At 64.0% G+C, this 20,644-nt stretch carries 23 protein-coding genes and 1 pseudogene; 10 read left to right on the top strand and 14 right to left on the bottom strand.

From position 1 onward, the window contains the following. The first annotated feature begins 21 nt into the window (after positions 1–21). Positions 22–639: a nitroreductase family protein gene (locus FFS12_RS15210; RefSeq protein ID WP_137887902.1), complete on the top strand. Its 618-nt coding sequence runs from the start codon at positions 22–24 to the stop codon at positions 637–639. 37 nt (positions 640–676) lie between these two features. Here FFS12_RS15210 and FFS12_RS15205 read toward each other — a convergent pair whose 3' ends face one another. From FFS12_RS15205 to FFS12_RS15165, 8 genes are all read right to left on the bottom strand, one after another. Continuing rightward, the gene (locus FFS12_RS15205; RefSeq protein ID WP_137887900.1) at positions 677–979 is read right to left on the bottom strand and encodes a ribbon-helix-helix domain-containing protein; all 303 of its coding nucleotides are present in this window, start codon (positions 977–979) and stop codon (positions 677–679) included. Positions 980–1,016: 37 nt separating this feature from the next. Next, entirely contained in the window at positions 1,017–1,601 is a 585-nt protein-coding gene (locus tag FFS12_RS15200; protein ID WP_171011888.1) for a DJ-1/PfpI family protein, read from the bottom strand. 206 nt (positions 1,602–1,807) lie between these two features. Beyond that, on the bottom strand, positions 1,808–2,278 hold the full coding sequence (locus FFS12_RS15195) for a DUF4124 domain-containing protein (RefSeq protein ID WP_137887896.1): 471 nt from the start codon (positions 2,276–2,278) through the stop codon (positions 1,808–1,810). A 118-nt stretch (positions 2,279–2,396) separates the two neighbouring features. Continuing rightward, entirely contained in the window at positions 2,397–3,011 is a 615-nt protein-coding gene (locus FFS12_RS15190) for a DUF2846 domain-containing protein (protein WP_137887894.1), read from the bottom strand. 295 nt (positions 3,012–3,306) lie between these two features. Continuing rightward, positions 3,307–4,464 (bottom strand): phosphatidylserine/phosphatidylglycerophosphate/cardiolipin synthase family protein, encoded by a 1,158-nt coding sequence (locus tag FFS12_RS15185; protein WP_137887994.1) that lies wholly within the window; start codon positions 4,462–4,464, stop codon positions 3,307–3,309. 251 nt (positions 4,465–4,715) lie between these two features. Beyond that, the gene (locus FFS12_RS15175) at positions 4,716–5,063 is read right to left on the bottom strand and encodes an amidase (protein WP_137887892.1); all 348 of its coding nucleotides are present in this window, start codon (positions 5,061–5,063) and stop codon (positions 4,716–4,718) included. After that, the gene (locus FFS12_RS15170; RefSeq protein ID WP_137887890.1) at positions 5,060–6,178 is read right to left on the bottom strand and encodes a serine hydrolase; all 1,119 of its coding nucleotides are present in this window, start codon (positions 6,176–6,178) and stop codon (positions 5,060–5,062) included. Before FFS12_RS15170 ends, FFS12_RS15175 begins: the two co-directional genes overlap by 4 nt. Positions 6,179–6,308: 130 nt before the next feature. Then, a complete protein-coding gene (locus FFS12_RS15165; RefSeq protein WP_137887888.1) occupies positions 6,309–7,199 on the bottom strand; it encodes an acyl-CoA dehydrogenase family protein in 891 nt (296 codons plus the stop codon). A gap of 286 nt (positions 7,200–7,485) precedes the next feature. On the opposite strand from FFS12_RS15165, the gene olsB reads away from it, so the two are divergent. Together olsB and FFS12_RS15155 are read left to right on the top strand one after the other, a co-directional pair. Then, positions 7,486–8,244 carry an L-ornithine N(alpha)-acyltransferase gene (olsB, locus tag FFS12_RS15160; RefSeq protein ID WP_137887886.1) on the top strand — a complete coding sequence of 253 codons (759 nt, stop codon included), beginning with the start codon at positions 7,486–7,488 and terminating at the stop codon, positions 8,242–8,244. Next, entirely contained in the window at positions 8,244–9,017 is a 774-nt protein-coding gene (locus FFS12_RS15155; RefSeq protein ID WP_137887884.1) for a 1-acyl-sn-glycerol-3-phosphate acyltransferase, read from the top strand. The genes olsB and FFS12_RS15155 overlap by 1 nt, the downstream gene beginning before the upstream one ends. A gap of 31 nt (positions 9,018–9,048) precedes the next feature. Here FFS12_RS15155 and FFS12_RS15150 read toward each other — a convergent pair whose 3' ends face one another. Continuing rightward, complete coding sequence (locus FFS12_RS15150; RefSeq protein ID WP_137887882.1) at positions 9,049–9,630, bottom strand: ACP phosphodiesterase; 582 nt, start codon at positions 9,628–9,630, stop codon at positions 9,049–9,051. Positions 9,631–9,818: 188 nt separating this feature from the next. Here FFS12_RS15150 and FFS12_RS15145 point away from each other — a divergent pair, with 188 nt between their 5' ends. The 3 genes and pseudogenes from FFS12_RS15145 to FFS12_RS15135 all read left to right on the top strand — a co-directional run bounded on the left by FFS12_RS15145 (position 9,819) and on the right by FFS12_RS15135 (position 11,432). Next, positions 9,819–10,121 carry a helix-turn-helix transcriptional regulator gene (locus tag FFS12_RS15145; RefSeq protein WP_137887880.1) on the top strand — a complete coding sequence of 101 codons (303 nt, stop codon included), beginning with the start codon at positions 9,819–9,821 and terminating at the stop codon, positions 10,119–10,121. Between the two features lie 44 nt (positions 10,122–10,165). Then, positions 10,166–10,255: pseudogene (locus FFS12_RS20270) on the top strand (hypothetical protein); the annotation flags it as partial. A 127-nt stretch (positions 10,256–10,382) separates the two neighbouring features. Then, a complete protein-coding gene (locus FFS12_RS15135) occupies positions 10,383–11,432 on the top strand; it encodes an alkene reductase (RefSeq protein WP_137887876.1) in 1,050 nt (349 codons plus the stop codon). Positions 11,433–11,528: 96 nt separating this feature from the next. Here the strand turns inward: FFS12_RS15135 and FFS12_RS15130 are convergent, their stop codons facing one another. Then, positions 11,529–12,350, bottom strand: a complete 822-nt coding sequence (locus tag FFS12_RS15130; protein WP_137887874.1) for an ATPase — start codon at positions 12,348–12,350, stop codon at positions 11,529–11,531. Positions 12,351–12,666: 316 nt separating this feature from the next. Between FFS12_RS15130 and FFS12_RS15125 the strand changes: the two genes are divergently transcribed. Beyond that, complete coding sequence (locus FFS12_RS15125; protein WP_137819916.1) at positions 12,667–12,939, top strand: hypothetical protein; 273 nt, start codon at positions 12,667–12,669, stop codon at positions 12,937–12,939. A 13-nt stretch (positions 12,940–12,952) separates the two neighbouring features. Here the strand turns inward: FFS12_RS15125 and FFS12_RS15120 are convergent, their stop codons facing one another. Then, a complete protein-coding gene (locus FFS12_RS15120) occupies positions 12,953–13,945 on the bottom strand; it encodes an NAD(P)-dependent oxidoreductase (RefSeq protein ID WP_137887872.1) in 993 nt (330 codons plus the stop codon). Between the two features lie 268 nt (positions 13,946–14,213). After that, positions 14,214–15,116: a LysR family transcriptional regulator ArgP gene (locus tag FFS12_RS15115; protein WP_171011887.1), complete on the bottom strand. Its 903-nt coding sequence runs from the start codon at positions 15,114–15,116 to the stop codon at positions 14,214–14,216. Positions 15,117–15,201: 85 nt separating this feature from the next. On the opposite strand from FFS12_RS15115, the gene FFS12_RS15110 reads away from it, so the two are divergent. The 3 genes from FFS12_RS15110 to FFS12_RS15100 all read left to right on the top strand — a co-directional run bounded on the left by FFS12_RS15110 (position 15,202) and on the right by FFS12_RS15100 (position 19,029). Then, on the top strand, positions 15,202–15,801 hold the full coding sequence (locus FFS12_RS15110; protein WP_137887868.1) for a LysE/ArgO family amino acid transporter: 600 nt from the start codon (positions 15,202–15,204) through the stop codon (positions 15,799–15,801). Positions 15,802–16,064: 263 nt separating this feature from the next. Next, positions 16,065–16,646 (top strand): superoxide dismutase [Fe], encoded by a 582-nt coding sequence (gene sodB, locus FFS12_RS15105; protein WP_137887866.1) that lies wholly within the window; start codon positions 16,065–16,067, stop codon positions 16,644–16,646. 316 nt (positions 16,647–16,962) lie between these two features. Further along, positions 16,963–19,029, top strand: a complete 2,067-nt coding sequence (locus tag FFS12_RS15100; RefSeq protein WP_137887864.1) for a bifunctional diguanylate cyclase/phosphodiesterase — start codon at positions 16,963–16,965, stop codon at positions 19,027–19,029. A gap of 113 nt (positions 19,030–19,142) precedes the next feature. Here the strand turns inward: FFS12_RS15100 and FFS12_RS15095 are convergent, their stop codons facing one another. Both FFS12_RS15095 and FFS12_RS15090 read right to left on the bottom strand, forming a co-directional pair. Next, positions 19,143–20,039 (bottom strand): GIDE domain-containing protein, encoded by an 897-nt coding sequence (locus FFS12_RS15095; RefSeq protein WP_137887862.1) that lies wholly within the window; start codon positions 20,037–20,039, stop codon positions 19,143–19,145. A gap of 3 nt (positions 20,040–20,042) precedes the next feature. Further along, positions 20,043–20,615: a LemA family protein gene (locus tag FFS12_RS15090; protein WP_137887860.1), complete on the bottom strand. Its 573-nt coding sequence runs from the start codon at positions 20,613–20,615 to the stop codon at positions 20,043–20,045. Positions 20,616–20,644: the final 29 nt, after the last annotated feature.

Below are 20,644 nucleotides of genomic sequence, written 5' to 3'. Positions count from 1 at the left end.
CCCTGTGCAACGGAGCATGCTATGAACACTGCCATCAAGGACCTTATCGAATCCCGGGTCTCCACCACGCGTTACCAAGCAGGTCGCGATCTGCCCGAGACGGTGATCCGCGAGCTGGTGCAACTGGCCACCCGCGCGCCCTCAGCCTACAACCTGCAGAACTGGAAATTTATCGCGGTGCGCTCGGACGCCGCCAAGGCCCGCTTGCATGCCGTGGCCTACCAGCAACGCCAGGTACTGGATGCACCCGTGACCTTTATCATCTGCGGCACCCTGGCGGCCCACGAAGGCCTCGCTCAGGCACTGCAGCCGTCGGTCGACGCCGGCATTCTGCCGCCCGCCACCCTCGATGGCTGGGTGGCCATGGCCAGCGAGTCGCACGCGGGCAATCTTCAGCTGCAACGTGACGAAGCGCTGCGTTCGGCCTCCCTGACCGCCATGACGCTGATGCTGGCGGCGCAAGGTATGGGCCTGGCCAGCGGGGCCATGAGCGGCTTCGATGCAGAGGGCGTGGCGCGGGAGTTCGGCCTGGCGGCCAATGAGTTGCCGGTCATGCTGGTCACCGCAGGCTATCCGGCCGCCGGCAACTGGCCGCAAAAACTGCGCAGGCCTTTGCAGGAGGTGCTGGCATTCGCCTAAGCGCTAGCGCTTACCGACCAAGGACGTAGCGCGCGTGCTATTGCGCGCGCTGCGCCACTGCCAGCTCGCGCACATTGCTCGGCCGTTGACTGAGAAAGCGGGTGCAGCTGACCCGCAGGAAGGAGGCGAAGTTGACCACCTCGCCGCGGTAGTCCATGACCTCCTCGTACAGCTTGCCGATCAGCTGGTTGGTGGTCATGCCGTCGACTGCGGCGATTTCCGCGAGGAGGTCCCAGAACTGGTTTTCCAACCTCAGGGTGGTGACCACGCCACAGATGCGCAGCGAACGCGAACGGGACTCGTAGAGAATCGGGTCGGCTTTGACGTAGAGCTCGCACATGCTGGAGTCCTGTGTGATGCGGTGTTTACAGGGCAACCTAGAGGCTGATCGTGGTGCCCAGCAGCGCCAGGAAACCCGCCAGCCAAGTTGGGTGCGCCGGCCAGGCCGGGGCGCTAACCAGATTACCCTCGACATGCGCGTGGCTGACTTCGATATCGACATACTCGCCACCGGCCAGCCGCACTTCCGGCGCGCAGGCCGGATAGGCGCTGCACTCACGCCCCTTGAGCACGCCCGCCGCCGCCAGCAATTGCGCACCATGGCAGACCGAGGCAATCGGCTTCTTGGCCTTATCGAAGGCTTTTACCAGCTCCAGCACTTGCTTGTTCAAGCGCAGGTATTCCGGCGAGCGGCCACCGGGGACGACCAGGCCGTCATAGTCTTTCGCCTTGACCTTGGCGAAGTCGAAATTCAGGGCGAAGTTATGCCCCGGTTTTTCGCTGTAGGTCTGGTCGCCTTCGAAATCATGGATCGCGGTGCGCACCGTCTGCCCGGCGATCTTGTCCGGGCAGACCGCATGCACGGTATGACCAACCATCTGCAGAGCCTGGAAAGGCACCATGGCTTCGTAATCTTCGACGTAGTCGCCGACCAGCATCAGAATCTTTTTCGCGGCCATCATCTGTCTCCTGGCAGTAAGAGGGGGGAACTAGCGGATTATTCCGCCGCGCCCGCCCGAACAGGTAACAGCCTAATATTACGTTACAGACGGCGGGGCGCCTGCCGCTCAAGAGCGGACCGCTACAGGTCAGCAGCGGGCGCGAAAGGGTGAGGTAGTTTTAGCCTGTATTTACCGATACGGGTGGCTCGTATAACGATGGCGCCTCATCACCCGCCGTATCCACCGTCAATCCGCCACACGCATCCATCCACGATGTAGACGTAGGAAGTGCTATCGCGCCAGGGATACGTCAGCCGCACCGGCCTTTCGCCACTTACCACCGCCGGACCACCCCAGGCCCGACGCACGTCGGCTTCCTTCATCCCGAGAACTATCTGGTGAGTCTCGACATTTGACTGCCTCTCGGCACTGCTGAGGGCGCGGCAATAGGTCTCCTGCACTGGGACCGAAATGTAATCTGCAGGCGCAAGCTGTTCTTGCCTTCGCTGCTCTTTGAGCTGAACCTCGTTTATGCCAACCTCCATGGTCTTCAGATCGAGTTGCCGATCGGGCGAAGCAGCGCTGCCACCGCAGGGTTTATCGGAGAACGCAACCCGCCCATTCGCCTCAGGGCATTTGTAGACCGCTGCATTTCCCAGCATCGGCATTAGCATTAATGCCATCAGTAGTAGCCGCATAGAGACTCCCTTCCCCTGTTTGATTAGCGGGTGACTTTAGCAGGCGGCTCTGCGGGCTGCTGCAAATCTGCTTACCAATGCCTCTGTCCGGTCGACGAAAAGCGGAGGGCGCTTGGGCCTAGATGCCGATCTTATCCAGTGCCTTGCCGACGCTGCGCCAGAAGCCCCGCTGGGCTCGGACGCGCTCGCCACTCGCGGCAATCTGCGCGAACGGCTGCACTTCGTGGGTGACACCGATTTCCTCTTGCGCCAGGCCGTCCGCGACCAGCTGCAACGGCCCGTCCCCCGTGCTCGGGGCGCCCTTGCTGGTGGGTGGGGGATTCAATTCGTCGTAACGCAGGTAGTAAACGCCGCCGGCCTGCGCATCCAGGGCGAAGCTGGCGATGCGGGTGAAGTCCAACGGCCCGTCGGCCAATAGCGTCCAGTAGCTGCCCAATAGCGGCCGGCGCATTTCCAGCTGATAACTGGCCGTCTCGAACTCCAGCAGCAGATAACCGTTACTCGGCAGGCTGCCGATCAGTTGATGGTTGAGGAACAGGCCCGGCGCCTCCAACTCCTGATCGGCCCAGTCGCTTTGCGGACGGTAGAGGTAGACCAGGGCGTGGTTCTCGTCGCTCGCCGCGTGTTTGCTGAACGCCGCGCCAGCGCTGGCGCCGAAGAACGCGCCAGGCGTGGAACAACCGGCCAGGACCGCCAGCAGCAACAGGACGAACAGGTGTTGGTGGCGGCGCATGGGCGCATCCCTCTGGTGGTTATTGGCCGAGCATAGCCAGCTGGCTGGCACGCAGCACCCGACAAAAGGCTGGGCAGCACCGGCCCTGTGGCTTAGAGCCTGTTCACGACCCAAGCGAGCGAAGGTCAGGCAAGGCAAAAACAGGCGAAGAAGCGCAGTTTACGCCCTGTAAATGAGCATGACTCGCTTCGCTCGCCCCTTCGGGGCCGCGCTAAAGCGCGTTAGCAGCAAGCTGCTTGCTGAGCCTGTTTTGCAGCATCACGCGCGTAGCCCGCAGCGGATCGTGAGCAGGTTCTTAGCGGCGCTTATCGAGCAGATTCACCACCAGCCGATCCAACCAGCCCCATACCCGCTGCTGCACCCGCCGCCACCAGGGCCGCGCCTTCCAGCGCTCCAGGGTGATTTCACGGCTATGGGCGAAGTCCGTGGCAAAGCTGGCGGCGACCGCCTCGGCCAGCGCCGGGTCCAGCGCCTCGAGATTGGCCTCGAGGTTAAACCGCAGGTTCCAGTGATCGAAGTTGCAGGAACCCAGGCTGACCCAATCGTCGACCAACACCATCTTCAGATGCAGGAAACACGGCTGGTACTCGAAGATCCGCACCCCGGCCTTGAGCAAGCGCGGGTAGTAACGCTGACCGGCGAAACGCACCGGGGGATGATCGGTGCGCCGCCCGGTCAGCAACAAGTGCACCTGCACGCCGCGCGCGGCGGCCTTGCGCAGCGCGCGGCGGACTTTCCAGGTCGGCAGGAAATACGGCGTCGCCAGCCAGATCCGTTGTCGCGCGCCATGTAGCGCACGCACCAGCGACTGCACGATGTCCCGATGCTGTCGGGCATTGGCATAAGCCACACGGCCCAGGCCTTCGCCCGCGGGCGGGCACGGCGGCAAACGCGCCAACCCGGCCTCCAGGGGTGATTTCCAGGCGAGACGGGTCAGACAGGCCTGCCATTGCCGGTCAAACAAGCGCTGCCAGTCGGCCACCAGCGGCCCGGCCATTTCCACCATGACCTCATGCCAGGCGCTGCTGTCTTGGCCTGGCATCCAAAACGCGTCGGTGACTCCGGTGCCGCCGACAAAAGCCCGCTGACCATCCACCAACAGCAGCTTGCGATGATCCCGGTAAAGATTGCGCAGGCCCCGGCGCAGGCTGATCGGGTTGTAGAAACGCAGTTGAACCCCTGACTTGAGCAGGCGCTCACGCTCACGCGCGAGAAGACCCAGGCTGCCATAGTCATCGAACAGGCAGCGCACCTGCACGCCGCGCTCGGCGGCCGCGCAGAGCACCTGCACCAGCGCCTCGACACAGGCACCCGCCTCGAGCAAATACAGCTCCAACTCGACCTGCCGCTCGGCCCGCGCAATCACCTCGAACATGCGCGGAAAAAACGCCGGGCCGTCGATCAATAAGTCGAAGCGATTAGCACCGCGCCAGGGGAAGACCGCACCGGGCATCAGGCGGACTTCCCGCGCAAGAAGGCGGCGCATTGCGGCACTAGTGGTTGCTCATTTGCACTGGCCAAACATTTCTCCCTATTCCCTGGCCTACACCAGCAATGTTGCGAGGTTTTGTGCGGAAAGTCGCCGAGCGAAGATCAGGCAAGGCAAAAACAGGCGAAGAAGCGCAGTTTACGAGTTGTAAATGAGCATTTTGAGCCCGATTTCAACGCGGCATGGCCGACGCGCAGCAGATCATGAGCAGGTTCTCAGGACTCCGGCAGCGCCGCCGCTTCTGGCAGCAACTGGCAACCCTGCCGCGGGCCGAGCCAGGCGGCCGTTTGGCTGCTGCCGAGGCCACGTGCGGTGACCCGTTTATTGGCCGCATCATCGAAGAAGCCGCTGGTGGGCACGTACTGCTTGACGTAGCCCAGACAGTAGTCCGCCGAGTTATCCATCACATAGCGGCAGGAGCAGTATTCCTTGGCCGAGTAAGCACCGATGATGCCGGGGAACGCCGCGAGATGAACGCGGTTCTGCCAGCCGAGCAAGGCCAACGCAACGAAGATCAGCAGCAACAGGCTGGTGAACGGGCGACGTCTGATAAAGGCGCTCATGGGTTGACCTGCGCAGCGAAAGCCGCCTTCGCGAGTTTCAGCAATTGGTTGTGTTGGTAGCTTTTGTCGCGATCATCGCCATAGCGGACGATCACCAGTTTCTCGCTCGGCACCACATACAGCGCCTGCCCCCAGTGGCCAAGCGCGGCGAAGCCATCCTCCGGCACATCGGGCCAGGGCTTGGCGGCACCGGCCACCGCCGCGTTCAGCCACCACTGCCCGCCCGGCACCGCCTCGCCGGCAGTCTCGGCAGACGGCTGGTAGTTGGCGAACGGCGTGCGGTTGAAGGCAATCCAGGCCTTCGGCAACAGCTGGCGCTTGCCCCAACGCCCGTCGCGCTGCATCAGCAGGCCGACCCGGGCCAGATCGCGGGCGGTCATATACGCGTAGGAGGACGCGACGAAGGTGCCGCTGGCATCGGTTTCCCATACCGCACTGGTGATTCCAAGCGGCTCGAACAGCGCGGTCCACGGGTAAGTCTTGTACGCCGGCTCGCCGACCGCACCCTTCAAGGCGGCCGAGAGCAGGTTGCTGTCGCCACTGGAGTAGCGAAAGCGGGTGCCGGGCGCGACTTCCTGATCGATGCTCGCCGCATACGCCGCCATATCGGCGCGGCCACGGGTGTAGAGCATCGCCACCACGGTGGATTTCAGCGGCGCATATTCGTACCCCTCCTCCCAGGCCAGACCGGAGGCCCAGTTCAGCAGATGGCCGAGCTTAACCTCTGGATGCCCGGCGAACGGCGGGTAGAACTTGGCCACCGGATCATCCAGCTTGAAGCGCCCGTTGCCATAGGCCGTACCCAGGGTGGCGGCCATCAGGCTCTTGCTCACCGACCAGGTCAGGTGCGGAGTTTCGGCTTTGGTCGGGCCGGCGTAGCGTTCGTAGACGATTGCACCATCGCGGATCACCAGCAGCGCATCGGTGCGGATGCCCTTGCGGGTCGCGTCATCGCGGGCGGGAAAGGCGTAAGCCTCCAGGGCCTCGATGGCCGGGCTGGGCGCGCTGGGTGCGCTCGCCCAATCGGCGGCGGGCCAGGTTTCGGCGCAAGCCAAGCTGGCCGTGGCACTCAGGCAGCTGGCGAGGCATAGGCAGCGAAACAGGTGAGCGGGCATTGTGCAGCCTCTGGTTGGCAGAAGAAGCAAACCCTAGCACGGGCCAGATGACGGAAAACAGCGCCCAAAGCGCCCCCTCAGCAGCCTAAATGCTCAGCCGCACGCACCAGTGCTCAGACAGGCCAGGGACTCAAGCCAGCGCCAACGCCGCCAGCGCGTTTTCCAAGCGCTTGACCCTTGGCCCCCGGGCGATTTCCAACAGAGTGCAATCGCGCTGCCAGAGTGCCGCCAACTCCGCCGGGCCAGCGGCAAATGCCGCCGTCAGTTCGGCTTTCAGCGCGCCGAACTGAGCGAATACACCGGCCAACAACAGATGGCTGGCCGGCGCCGTGGCGCCCTGCCGCGCCACTTCGGCACAACCACCGAGCACACCGAGCAAGCGCAATCTGAGTTCCAGCGGCCAACCCTGATCCTGACCGATGCCATACAGCCAGGCGCCGATGGCGCTGAGCACGTGCAGGTCTTCGAGGGTGCGAAAAGGTTTCACGTAAGCATCCCAGCCATCGCCCGCCAGGCGTTCGCACTGGGCGCCGTCCAGATGCAAGCGGGCGTGGCCGATATCCGGCATCAAGGGCAGCGCCGGCAAGGGCTCGATGCGCACGCCCGGCGCGCCGCTGTAGGTCACGCATAAGGCCAACTGCGGCGCGGCCCCCTCCACCTCGCTGCGCGCGGCCACCAGCAACCAGTCGGCGGCCTCGGCGGCGGTGACGAAATCCTTGCGCCCGTGCAGCGTCAGCTCGTCCAGGCGCGTGTGCATATCCGCCGGGCGCAGGGTTTTGTTCTCGGTCACGCACAGCGCGCCGAGGGACCAAGGCGCCGACGGCCACAACGCCCGCAGCGCGCCCTGATAGCCCGCGAGAAAGGCCAAGCCCGGCGTTGCCGCCAAGCGCCCGCCGAGCAGCGCCAACTCGAACGGGCTGACGCCCTCCTCGAGCTGCGCCAGCAGCGCGGCGTACCAATCGTCCAGGGCGGGCATTGCAGGCAGGCGCTCGCGGGTTTCGAGCAGTCGTTGCCAGTACATGGGGGGCTCCTTGTTCACTGTCATGCAAGCATCACCAAAGCTTAATGGAGGTGACACCGGGGTTATCTAAGGTGAGCTTGCACAACAAAGTCGCTTGGCCGCAACCCGCATAAGGCTGGCTAACCAGGCCGTGTGAAAACGTAGCGAGCGAAGGTTAGACAAGGCGAAATCAGGCGAAGACGCGGAGTTTACGAGCTGTAAATGAGCAGTCTGAGCCTGATTTCAACGCCGTATAACGCGCGAAGCCCGCAGCAGTTTTCACACGGCCTGTAACGGAGGCTCATAGATGACCCATATTGCCCGTACTCGTGACCACAATACCCAGGAACGCCGCCTACAGGCCGAACGCCTGATTGGCCCGCGCGCACTACGGGAAGCCCAGGCACTGCGCTTCAGCGTATTCAGCGCCGAGTTCGACGCCAAACTGAAAGGCGCCGAACTCGGCCTGGACATGGATGACTACGACAGCCACTGCGCGCACATCGGCGTGCGCGACCTGAACAGCGGGCGCCTGGTCGCCACCACCCGCCTGCTCGACCACCAGGCTGCCCACAGCCTCGGCCGCTTCTACAGCGAAGAGGAGTTCAGCCTGCACGGCCTCGCCCATCTGCAAGGCCCGGTGCTGGAGATCGGCCGCACCTGTGTCGACCCGGCTTACCGCAACGGCGGCACCATCGCCGTGCTCTGGGGTGAGCTGGCCGAAGTCTTGAATGAAGGCGGCTACAGCTACCTGATGGGCTGCGCCAGCATCTCCATGCAGGACGGCGGCATCCAGGCCCAGGCGATCATGCAGCGCCTGCGCGAGCGTTACCTGTGCACCGAACACCTGCGTGCCGAGCCGAAAACCCCGCTGCCGGCGCTGGATCTGCCGGGCAACGTCATCGCCGAAATGCCGCCGCTGCTCAAGGCCTATATGCGCCTGGGCGCGAAGATCTGCGGCGAGCCCTGCTGGGACCCGGACTTCCAGGTCGCCGACGTGTTCATCCTGCTCAAGCGCGACGAGCTGTGCCCACGCTACGCCCGCCACTTCAAGGCCGCCGTGTGATGGGCAAGCTGCGGCTGTGGCTGCGCATCGCCCGTCTGCTGACGGTGATCGGGCTGGGCCTGCTGCTGGCCAGTTGGATGAGCCTGCTGGAGCGCCTGAAACTGCGCGATCTGCGCCACATCCGGCAGCGCATGACCCGCTGGTATCTGCTGCGGCTGAGCGCGGCGCTGCCCTTCCAGATCGAGGTCCAGGGCGAACTGCCGCGCCAGCCGATGCTGTGGCTCAGCAACCATGTGTCCTGGACCGATATCCCGCTGCTGGGGATGTTGGCGCCGCTGTCCTTCCTGTCCAAGGCCGAAGTGCGTAGCTGGCCGGTGGCAGGCTGGCTGGCGAAGAAGGCCGGCACCTTGTTCATCCGCCGCGGCTCGGGCGATAGCGGCCTGCTCAACCGGCAACTGACGGAACATCTGCAGCAAGGCCGCGACCTGCTGATCTTCCCGGAAGGCACCACCACCGATGGCCGCGCGTTGCGCAACTTTCACGGGCGGTTATTGAACAGTGCCATCGAGGCCGGCGTGCCCTTGCAACCGGTGGCGATTCGTTACCTGCGCGAAGGCCAACTGGATTGCGCGATTGCGCCCTTTATCGGCGAGGATGACCTGCTCTCGCACCTGATTCGCCTGCTTTCCAGCGACTTGGCCGCCGTCCAGGTGCAGTTGCTGACACCCATCGCGACAGCCGGACTGTCGCGCAGCGAGCTGGCCAAACAGGCGCATCTGGCCGTCGGCAACGCGCTCTACGGTGAAGCCGAACCGTTGCGTAACGCCGCTTGAATTGCGCTTGGAAAGGGGTCGATGCGGCGCATCATGGCGCATCGATTTGCCTGCGCGCAAACGCCTGCACATCCGGGTAAAACTGCCGGAAGTCCTCGCTGAGCGGCTGGTACAAGGCTGCCAGCTCATCCAGCGCGCCATCCAGCAGCTGCGGCCGTGACAGCCGCCGACGCATCCCCTGCAGCACCTGTTCGAGCACCGCAAACTCCTGATAGCTGCCCAGCCAGTCCTGCGCCGCCATGCGTGGGGCGATAAAGGCAAGGCGCTCTGGCAGCTCGGGCTCTCTTAGCAGCACCTGATAGACCCGTGAGGTGAAATGCGCCAACGGCTCGTCGGCATAATCCTGCCAATTCAGCGCCAGGCAATGATCGAAGAACAGGTCGAGCAGAATCCCCGCCGTACGCCGCCGCTCAGCGGGAAAGCGCGCCTTGGCCTGCAACACACGCGGATGACTGTCGGTGAACACGTCGATGCGCCGATGCAGACGGATCGCCGCCTCGATATCCGCCGGATAGCGCCCAACCAAGGGGCCTTTGACGAAGTCGCCGTACAGGCTGCCGAGCAATTGTGCCGGCTGTTGGCCGCCCAGATGAAGGTGTGCGAGATAGTTCATGGCATCCAGCTTACTGCCGGACAGCCATCCTGGGTATCGGCGGCCGGCCATGGCCGGTGAGTCCCAGGTTGCCCGGCATCGAAGCCATCGATAGTCAGTATCGGCGCAAACAATCTGTATATCGCGAGATGACGATATACAGTCCACTCCATTGCGATTTAGCGGTACAGCCGCCCAGGTGCCCGAACATGGCCATCGACCTCGACGAAATCATCAAAGCCCTGGCACACCCGGTGCGCCGCGACATGCTGCACTGGCTGAAGGACCCGGAAAAATATTTCGACGAGCAGGATCACCCGTTCGAGATCGGCGTTTGCGCCGGCAAGCTCGACCAGCGTACCGGCCTCTCGCAGTCCACCGTTTCGGCGCATCTGGCGACCTTGCAGCGCGCCGGGCTGGTGACTAGCCACAAAGTCGGCCAATGGCACTTCTTCAAACGCAATGAAGCGGTCATCACCGAATTCCTTCGCCAGATGAGCGAAGAGCTGTAACTCACGGCCTCCCGCCATAACCACCGATTTCAAGGAGCAGGCACATGCCTACTGCGCTTCTCGTCCGCGCTGTGTCCGCGCTGGCCATCGGCACCACGGCATTCGTGATTATGGGCCTGTTGCCCGAGGTGGCCGCCGCAGCGCCGGCCGTACTGGCCCTGAGCGCCAGCCTACTGAGCTTCGCGGTCGGGCAAAGAACCGACCTCGAACCGCTACTCGACCTATGACTTCATGCAGTACCCCGACCGGAGGATCCACCCCATGGCTAGCCTTTTCGACCCCATAACTATTGGCGATCTGCAACTGAAAAACCGCATCATCATGGCGCCGCTGACCCGCTGCCGTGCCGACGAAGGCCGCGTGCCGAATGCCTTGATGGCCGAGTACTACGCCCAACGCGCATCGGCCGGGCTGATTCTCAGCGAAGCCACCTCGGTGACGCCGATGGGTGTCGGCTACCCCAACACCCCCGGCATCTGGTCCGCTGCGCAGGTGCGCGGCTGGAGCAACATCACCAAGGCCGTGCATGCCAACGGCGGGCGGATCTTCCTGCAGCTGTGGCACGTCGGGCGGATCTCCGACCCGTCGTTCCTCGACGGTGAAGCCCCGGTCGCGCCCAGCGCCATCGCCGCCAAAGGCCATGTCAGCCTGCTGCGTCCACTGCGCGAGTACCCCACCCCGCGCGCCCTGGAGACCGAGGAAATCGCCGACATAGTCGAGGCCTACCGCCACGCTGCCGAGAATGCCAAGGCCGCCGGGTTCGACGGCGTGGAAATCCACGGCGCCAACGGCTACCTGCTCGACCAGTTCCTGCAGGACAGCACCAACCGGCGCAGCGACCAGTACGGCGGTTCGGTGGAGAACCGTGCCCGCTTGCTGCTGGAAGTGACCGACGCCGTGCTCTCGGTGTGGGACGCCGGCCGCGTGGGCATGCACCTGGCGCCGCGCGCCGATAGTCACGATATGGGCGACTCCAATCGCGCGGCGACCTTCGGCTACGTGGCGCGCGAGCTGGGCAAACGCGGCATCGCCTTTATCTGCACCCGCGAGAAGCAAGGCGAAGACAGCATCAGCGCCGAACTGAAAGAAGCCTTTGGCGGCGTGTTTATCGCCAACGAACGCTTCACCAAGGACAGCGCCAATGCCCTGCTGGCCAGCGGCGCGGCAGATGCCGTGGCCTTCGGCGTTGCCTTTATCGCCAACCCGGACCTGCCGGCGCGCCTGGCGCAGGACGCGCCACTGAACGAGCCGCGCCCGGAAAGCTTCTACGGCGCAGGCCCGGTCGGCTACCTCGACTACCCGCGACTGTAGGAGCGAATTTATTCGCGATGGGGGCAGCACCGAGTCGCTCCTGTTCGCGGATAAATCCGCTCCTACAGGTTGGGCATCGCGGTGCTCAGCACCAACCTACCGGGCGTTGAGCTGCTGCTGCAGGTTCAGCACCTGGCTCTGCAGGGTGCTGATGTTGCGCGTCATCTGCGCGCGGAAGGCATCGAACTCGCTGGTATTGTTGGCTGCCGAGCGGTTTTCCTGCTCGCTCTTGAGTACCAGCAGATCCTGCTCCAGGCGGCTGATGGCCGGGTTCGGGTTACCGAGCTTTTTCAACGCCGCAACCTCGCTGCCCAGGCTCTTGAGCTGGCTGTCCAGCTTGGCTTGCTCGTCTTGCGCGGCTTTCAGCGCAATCTGCTCGCCGGCCAGACTTTTCAGCTTGCCGTCCAACTGGCTGGCGGAGTCCTGCTGAGCCTTCAGGTCGACGGCCAGTTGCTCGACACGCTTGCCTTGCCCGTTTTGCTGGGTGCTGACGCTTTGCTGCTGCTTGCTCAGCTCAGCCACTTTGTTCTCCAACTGCTTGACCTTGAGCCGGAGCGCTTCGCTGCCGCTGGTCACGCTGGACTCGGTGGCCACCACCTTGCCGGAGATGTCCTGAATTCGCCCAGCCGCTTCCTCACTGATCCGCGCGAAGCTTTCCTGGGTGGCCACCAGTTGCTGGCTCATCAGCTCGATCTGCTGGTGGCTCCACCAACCGAGGCCGCCCAGGGCTATCACCAGAGCCCCCACCAGCGCCCATAACGGTCCGGTACTGGCGCTTTTCACCACCACCGGCCCATTGCCGCGGCCATAGGAGGGATTGCGCTCGGCCGGCTCAGGCTCATGAGCGAAGTCTCGATCGCGAGCATCGGTGGTCAGGCTGGGCACGCTATCCAGTTCGTCGAGGGCATCGTTACGCATGGGTAAACCTTCAGGGGCACACAAAGAGGGCGGGATGACGCGCAGTATACCGGTTCGCGCGCAGCGCTTCAGCGGCGCGCCAAGCCAGTGCGCGGCGCACCGACGAGGCGCGCGAACCTGTCCAGTGACCATCTCCAGGCCGCGCAGTTCCTCATTCGGTGAACTGGTACAGCATTTGCTAAATCCCGTAGGGGAGCTGACGAAGTGTCTACGCCGCCTCTTTGCCGGGCCAGGCGTTACCGGCCAAAGAGCTGCCGGTCACCGAGTCAGCCGGCTTCGAGCTCGCTGGAGCTCACGTCATTGGGGGAGAGATCGCATGGAACTGACCAAGGCTGTACTCGACTGCATGCAACTGCTGCGCCGCCGCATACGCCAGGAACAGGCGCTGGATATCCGCCTGAGCCAGCCTGGCGCAATAATCAGCATGCTGACGGCCTGCGCCGACTCGACAGTCGATGAAACCCGGGAGCTGGGCGCGCGCCTGAGCCAACTCAGCGGCCTGCGCTTGGCGCCACCGCCGCCGCCGGTGCTGAGCGAAGCGGAGTTGATCGCCAAATACACCCAGTACGCCGGCCCGCTGCGCGGCTGACTCGCGGGCTCACTCAGGGTTGCTGCAGCGCTTTCCACCATTGGCAGAACTCGTCCAACGCGGCCCATACACTGACCTGCGGGTCATAGTCCAAGTACTGTTGCGCGCGGCCGATATCCAGCGAGAAGTCCTTGGCCATCACCGCCACCCCGAGGCGGAACAGGCTGGGTTCCGGACGCCCCGGCAACACCTTGCAGAACGCTTCGTTCAGCGTCGCCGCCGCGTAAGCCACGCCATAGGGTAGATGCCGGGTGACGGGCGGCAGCTCGAGTTGGCGCAGCACGTAATTGACCACATCCCAGAGTGGCACCGGCGCGCCGTTGCTGATGTTGTAGACCTTGCCCAGCGCCGGCCCGGCGGCCAGCAGGCCACTGAACAGCGCATGGTTGAGGTTCTGCATGCTGGTGAAGTCGACCCGATTCAGGCCGTTGCCGATGATCGACAGCCGCCCCTTGCGCTGCATCTCGATCAGCCGCGGGAAGATGCTGGTGTCGCCGGCGCCGGTGACGAAGCGCGGGCGATAGGCAATCACCTCCAGGCCGAACTCCTCGGCGCCGAAGACCTTTTGCTCAGCCAGATACTTGGTCGCGCCGTAATGATCGGAAAAGCGCTTGGGTACCTGCTCTTCCTTGATCCCGACATGCGCCTGGCCATCGAAATAGATCGACGGCGAGGACAGATGCAGCAACCGCTGCACCTGCTGTTTCAGGCAGCCCTCGACGACGTTTTCGGTGACCGCGACATTCGCCTGATAGAAGTGCTGGTAGTCACCCCAGACGCCCACGGCACCGGCGCAATGCACCACGGCCTCGACACCCTGACAGAGCCGCTGGACCAACAGAGGGTCGGCCAGATCGCCCTGGACAAACTCGGCACCCCGCTTGACCAGATGCTCCACCGCCGCCGGCCGCCGGCCGTTGATCCGCACCGTCAGTCCCTGCTCCAGGGCGAAACGGGCGAAGCGCCCACCGATAAAGCCGCTCGCGCCGGTCACCAGAATCTTCATTGCCCGCCCCCGTGGTTGTCGTGGTGATTATGGTTAGGCCCACGACTGTAGCAAGGACCCGCAGCCTTGTGCCGTGGCGTCGCGAGCCAAGCCTCTGACCTACGGAGGCAGCAGCCTTGTGCATTCGACTTGGCGCCGCTGCTGGCCGTGCGGCATCTGCTGGAGTATGCAGGGCTCGGGCAAGAGCCTGACTTCGTAGGCTGGGTAGAGCCGTTTTTAGGCGAAACCCAGCAGCGACAGGAGCTGGCTTGCGCAGGCTCTACCCAGCCTACACAGCGGCCGGCACCAGAGTCCGGGCGGCCGTGCGGAGCAGATGGGCGGTGAGTTCGCCGAGCAATTCACCGCCATTACGCCAGTGGTGCCAATACAGCGGCACATCGATCGGCTGCTGCGGCAACAGCTCAACCAACTCGCCCCGCGCCAGTTCCCGCTGCACCTGTAGCTCTGGCACCAGCCCCCAGCCCAGCCCGGCTTCGGCCAGGCGGATAAACCCCTCCGAGGAGGGGCAGAGGTGGTGGATAAAACCGCCCTCGACACCGAGCGCCGCCAGATAGCGATGCTGCAACAGATCGTCCGGGCCGAAGACGATGGCCGGCGCCCGCGCCAGGGCCGCCGGCGTCACCCCGGTAGGAAAATGCCGGGCGAGAAACCCCGGGCTGGCCAAGGCGCGATAACGCATCGCCCCCAACGCCAGGCTGCGCGCCCCGGAGACCGGGCGGTCACTGGCGCAGACGCAGGCGGCCACCTCGCCGGCGCGCATGCGCTTGAGGCCGACGTCCTGGTCCTCCACCACCAGATCCAGCAGCACCCGATGGTTCGCGCAAAACTCAGCGACCGCCTGCGCCCACCAGGTCGCCAGGCTGTCGGCATTCAAGGCGATGCGCAGGCGCTCCGGCAGACCGCCTTCGTCCAGCGCCGGCACCTGGCCCTGCAAGTCGCGCTCGAGCAGCCGCACCTGCTGCACGTGGTTGAGCAGCCGCCGACCGATTTCCGTCGGTGCCGGCGGCGTGGCCCGCACCAGCACCGGCTGGCCGACGCGCGCTTCGAGCAACTTGATCCGCTGCGACACCGCCGACTGCGACAAGCCCAGCACCTGCGCGGCCCGTTCAAACCCCGCCTGTTCCACCACGGCGGCCAAGGCGGCCAGCAGTTTGTAATCGAACAAAATCAATTCTCCTAATGAGTGATCAGCAGGATTCGTTTTCCTTATACAGCCAGTCATCCCAGACTCGCCAGCATTGGAGAGGAGATGACTCATGTGGCAAAGCTATCTAAACGGGTTACTGGTGGCCGCCGGGCTGATCGTCGCCCTCGGCGCGCAAAATGCTTTCGTGCTGGCCCAGAGCCTGCGACGCGAGCATCACCTGCCGGTGGCGGCGCTCTGCGTACTCTGCGATGCGCTGCTGGTCGCCGCCGGGGTATTCGGCCTGGCCACCCTGCTCGCGCAAAATCCCGTGCTGCTGGGGATCGCCCGCTGGGGCGGGGCGGCCTTCCTGCTCTGGTATGGGGTCAAAGCCTTGCGCCGTGCCCTCAACCCACAGGCCTTGAGTGAAGCCGCCGGAGCCGGCCCGCGTTCGCGCCGTGCGGTGCTGCTGACCGCCCTGGCGGTGACCCTGCTCAATCCGCATGTGTACCTGGACACCGTGCTCCTGATCGGCTCGCTCGGCGCCCAGCAAAGCGTCCCCGGCGCCTATGCCCTGGGCGCCGCCAGTGCCTCCCTGCTGTGGTTTTTCAGCCTGGCCCTCGGCGCAGCCTGGCTCGCGCCCTGGCTGGCCCGCCCCACGACCTGGCGCCTGCTCGATCTGAGCGTCGCGCTGATGATGTTTGCCGTGGCCGGGCAACTGATCACTGACTGAGAGGTCAGCTCAAGCCGGCACTCTAGGGCCTTGCGCTACGGCGAGGGCCCTGGCATCGGCCTCTGCACTCGGCCTGCACGGCCTTTCCCACACAGTTGTTGCGTGGTTATGCCACAGACCCAGTGCTATGATCCCGAGTCCACGGCGCAAAGAGTACAAACTCCCCGCCGTATATCTGGCCGCCCGTGAACGGCCTCGCGCTCACCGCACCTGACCTGACCTGACCGCACCTGACCTGACCTGACCTGAGTAGGAGATAGACCATGGCTTTCGAATTGCCACCGCTGCCGTACGCGAAAAACGCCCTCGAGCCGCACATTTCTGCTGAAACCCTCGAATACCACCACGACAAGCACCACAACACCTACGTCGTGAACCTGAACAACCTGGTGCCGGGCACCGAGTTCGAAGGCAAAACCCTGGAAGAAATCGTCAAGACTTCTTCAGGCGGCATCTTCAATAACGCCGCACAGGTGTGGAACCACACCTTCTACTGGAACTGCATGGCGCCAAACGCCGGCGGCCAACCGACTGGCGCACTGGCCGAAGCCATCAACGCGGCATTCGGCTCCTTCGACAAGTTCAAGGAAGAGTTCAGCAAGACCTCCATCGGCACCTTCGGCTCCGGCTGGGGCTGGCTGGTGAAGAAAGCCGACGGCTCCCTGGCCCTGGCCAGCACCATCGGCGCCGGCTGCCCGCTGACCAGCGGCGACACCCCGCTGCTGACCTGCGACGTATGGGAACACGCCTACTACATCGACTATCGCAACCTACGTCCGAAGTATGTCGAGGCGTTCTGGAACCTGGTCAACTGGGACTTCGTAGCGAAAAACTACGCCGCCTAAGACCGGCCTCCAGGCCCAGAAAAACCCGGCATCCGCCGGGTTTTTTCGTTTCTGCCCGGCAGTTCCTGTTACCCAAGCGGGTTTGATGCACGATCCCGTACGACGCGCGATGCCAGAAAGGCCCGAGAGAAAACTGCCGAATGCCCTCAAGTCCAAGCGCCGCCGCACCGACGCAGTCCCAGTAGCCGGGCGTAAGGCTGCGGCCACACAGGTATGGCACGACTGTCTTCACGGTGATGGTTCTTTGACGACTTCCGCGCGGTTGCCAATACTCACAGCAGTCTGATGCCTCTGGCCTCGAACAAGGAATGCTCATTTGAAGCTGGAACTCAAACACAGCTTGTCGCTGAAGCTGCTGCGCGTGGTGCTGCTCTCAGCACTGGTAGTCGGGGTGGTGCTGAGCTGTGGGCAAATCCTCTTCGACGCCTACAAGACGCGCCAAGCGGTGGCCAACGATGCGCAACGCATCCTCAACATGTTCCGCGACCCCTCGACTCAGGCGGTCTACAGCCTGGATCGGGAGATGGGCATGCAGGTCATCGAAGGCCTGTTCCAGAACGAATCCATGCGCTTCGCCGCGATCGGCCATCCGAATGAGCCGATGCTCGCGGAAAAGTCCCGCGACCTGATGAAGCGGCCCACGCGCTGGCTGACCGACCCGATTCTCGGCGATGAAGCCAGCTTCACCACCCAACTGGTGGGCCGCAGCCCGTACAGCGAGTACTACGGCGACCTGACCATCACCCTCGACACCGCGCCCTACGGCGAGGACTTCGTCACCAGCTCGGTGATCATCTTCATCTCCGGGATGCTGCGCGCGCTGGCCATGAGCTTGGTGCTCTATCTGGTCTACCACTGGCTGCTGACCAAACCGCTGTCGAAGATCATCGAGTACCTGACCAACATCAACCCGGACCGCCCCAGTGAGCACAAGCTGCCGATGCTCAAGGGCAACGAGAAGAACGAACTGGGTCTGTGGATCAATACCGCCAATCAGTTGCTCGCCTCCATCGAACGCAACACCCATTTACGCCGTAAGGCAGAAGACCGCCTGCTGCGCATGGCCCAATACGACTTCCTCACCGGCCTGCCCAATCGCCAACAGCTGCAGCAGCAGCTCAATCAGATTCTCGCCGATGCCGGCCGCCTGCAGCGGCGGGTGGCGGTGCTCTGCGTCGGCCTGGACGATTTCAAGGGGATCAACGAACAGTTCAGCTACCAGACCGGCGACCAGTTGCTGCTCGCCCTCTCCGACCGCCTGCGCAGCCACAGCGGTCGCCTCGGCGCCCTGGCGCGCCTGGGTGGCGATCAGTTCGCCCTGGTGCAAGCGGATATCGAACAGCCCTATGACGCCGCCGAGCTGGCGCAAAGCGTGCTGGATGACCTGGAAGCGCCCTTCGCCCTGGAACAGCAGGAAGTGCACCTGCGCGCCACCATCGGCATCACCCTGTTTCCGGAAGATGGCGACAGCACCGAGAAGCTGCTGCAGAAAGCCGAACAAACCATGACCCTGGCCAAGAGCCGCTCGCGCAACCGCTATCAGTTCTATATCGCCAGCGTCGACAGCGAAATGCGCCGCCGCCGCGAGTTGGAGAAGGATCTGCGCGACGCCCTCGCCCAAGGCCAGCTGTATCTGGTCTACCAGCCCCAGGTGGACTACCGCGATCATCGCGTGGTCGGCGTCGAGGCGCTGCTGCGCTGGCAGCATCCGCAACACGGCCTGGTGTCGCCGGACCTGTTTATTCCGCTGGCCGAACAGAACGGCAGCATCATCGCCATCGGCGAATGGGTGCTCGACCAGAGCTGCCGACAACTGCGCGAATGGCACGATCAGGGCTTCGTCGACCTGCGCATGGCGGTCAACCTCTCCACCGTGCAGCTGCACCACGCCGAGCTGCCGCGGATGGTGAACAACCTGATGCAGGTCTACCGCCTGCCGCCACACAGCCTGGAACTGGAAGTCACCGAAACCGGCCTGATGGAAGACATCACCACCGCCGCCCAGCACCTGCTCAGCCTGCGCCGCTCCGGCGCGCTGATCGCGATCGATGACTTCGGCACCGGCTACTCGTCGCTGAGTTACCTGAAGAGTCTGCCGCTGGACAAGATCAAGATCGACAAGAGCTTTGTGCAGGATCTGCTGGACGACGAGGACGACGCGACCATCGTGCGCGCCATCATCCAGCTGGGTAAAAGCCTGGGCATGCAGGTCATCGCCGAATGCGTGGAAAACCTCGAGCAGGAGGCCTACATCATTGCCCAGGGCTGCCATGAGGGGCAGGGTTATCTGTACAGCAAACCGCTACCGGCCCGCGAACTGACGCTGTTCCTGAAACAATCCCGCCGTGTCAGCAACGCCAGCACTAACCCCGCGACACTCTGAGCCCTGCTCGCGATAAAAAAGCAGGTAGGGTGGATTAGCCGCAGGCGGTGGAAGCCCCTCAGGGGATTCCACCCTACTAATCTGTGCGCCCTTCACGCCAGCCGAGCTCGCGCCTAGACAACCGTGATCCCCAGCAGCCAGGCCGTCGCCAGCGCGCCGAGCAGGCACAGCACAGCCGCCGCGGCGGCCTGCCAATAGAAACGCCGGGCCAGATCGTCCTCGCCATGGCTGGACAGGATAAACGGCTGTGCTTCCCGCGGCCGGGCCAGATGATTCTGTGCCGGCTGCACGCTCATCTGCCGATGCCGATCCTCGGCTTCCAACTGCGCGGCCAGGCGCACGCGATTCCATTCCCGCTCATCCAACTGACCGTTGCGGTCGCTATCGAAGCGCTGCAAGAGGCCGGCGAAGTCGCCCTTCCATTCACGGATCACGCTGCTCTGCGCCGCACTCGGATCGAGGCCCTGACGGCCGCCGCCGGAGGTGCGGAAATCGCCGATGGCATACAACGGCTCGCCCAGGTGCAGGCGCTCCTCGGTGTAACGGTAATCTTTGTCGCTGGCCAACCAGCCGAATATCCCACTTTGGGTCGGGCCACGGGGGTGCCGCAGGTTGCCCTTCCAGACCTCACGCGTCGCCGGGCTCACCTGCGCCCCTTGCGGATCGATCAGGCAGTCGCCCGTCGCGTCGGCCAGCCGCAGCCAAGCTTCGCTGCTCCCGCTCTCGACCTGACGCCACGAGCGGCCCTTGCCGTTGCTGCTGTATTCCTCGATCTTGAAGCGCCACCACAGGCAAGCTTTACCCGTTAGCGGGCCAAGGATCGGCGTCTCCGGCAGCGGCTGCAGCACACCGTAAAGCTCGACATAACCTTGCGCCGCCGAACGGATCTTCGAGGTCGGGGTATCCAGCAAATGGCGGGCTTCGGCCAAGCGCCGCAAACACCACCAGGCGCCGCCCGCACAGGCGCCGACGCTGAACGCCAGGCTTAACGCCAGTTCTTGAAGCTCCACGACTTAACCGAACAAGGCTTTGAGGTCGACGTCGGCCTTTTGGGCCTCGCCGAACTCCAGCAACTCGGCCGCCTTGAAGCCGAACAGGCCGGCGATGATCAGGTCGGGAAACTGCTCGATACGCACGTTGTTCAGGTTGACCGCTTCGTTGTACAGCTCGCGCCGGTCGGCGATGCCGTTCTCCAGGCCACTGATGCGCTGCTGGAGAAACTGGAAGCTCTCGTTGGCTTTCAGTTGCGGATAGTTCTCGGCCAAGGCGAACAACTGCCCGAGCCCCGCCCGCAGGCCGCTTTCCGCCAGCCCCAGTGCGCCCACATCGCCCTTCTCACGAGCGCTGGCCACCGCGTTACGGGCACGGATCACCTGCTCCAGGGTGCCGCGTTCGTGCTGCATGTAGTGCTTGCAGGTCTCCACCAGCTTGGGCAGCTCATCGTGGCGCTGCTTGAGCAGTACCTCGATGTTCGCCCAGGCCTTGCTCAGCCCATGCTTCAGACGCACCAAGCCGTTGTAGAGAATCACCGCATAAGCGGCGAGAAGGAACAAAACAACCAAGACCGCGACGCTGGTCAGGCTCATGCAGGCTTCTCCATAAAGACTGAGGATGC

The organism is Pseudomonas sp. 2FE (genome assembly GCF_005503735.1).
Lineage (GTDB): Bacteria > Pseudomonadota > Gammaproteobacteria > Pseudomonadales > Pseudomonadaceae > Aquipseudomonas.
The sequence above is the reverse complement of the archived record's forward strand: the minus strand, read 5'-3'. Positions and strand labels throughout refer to the sequence as shown.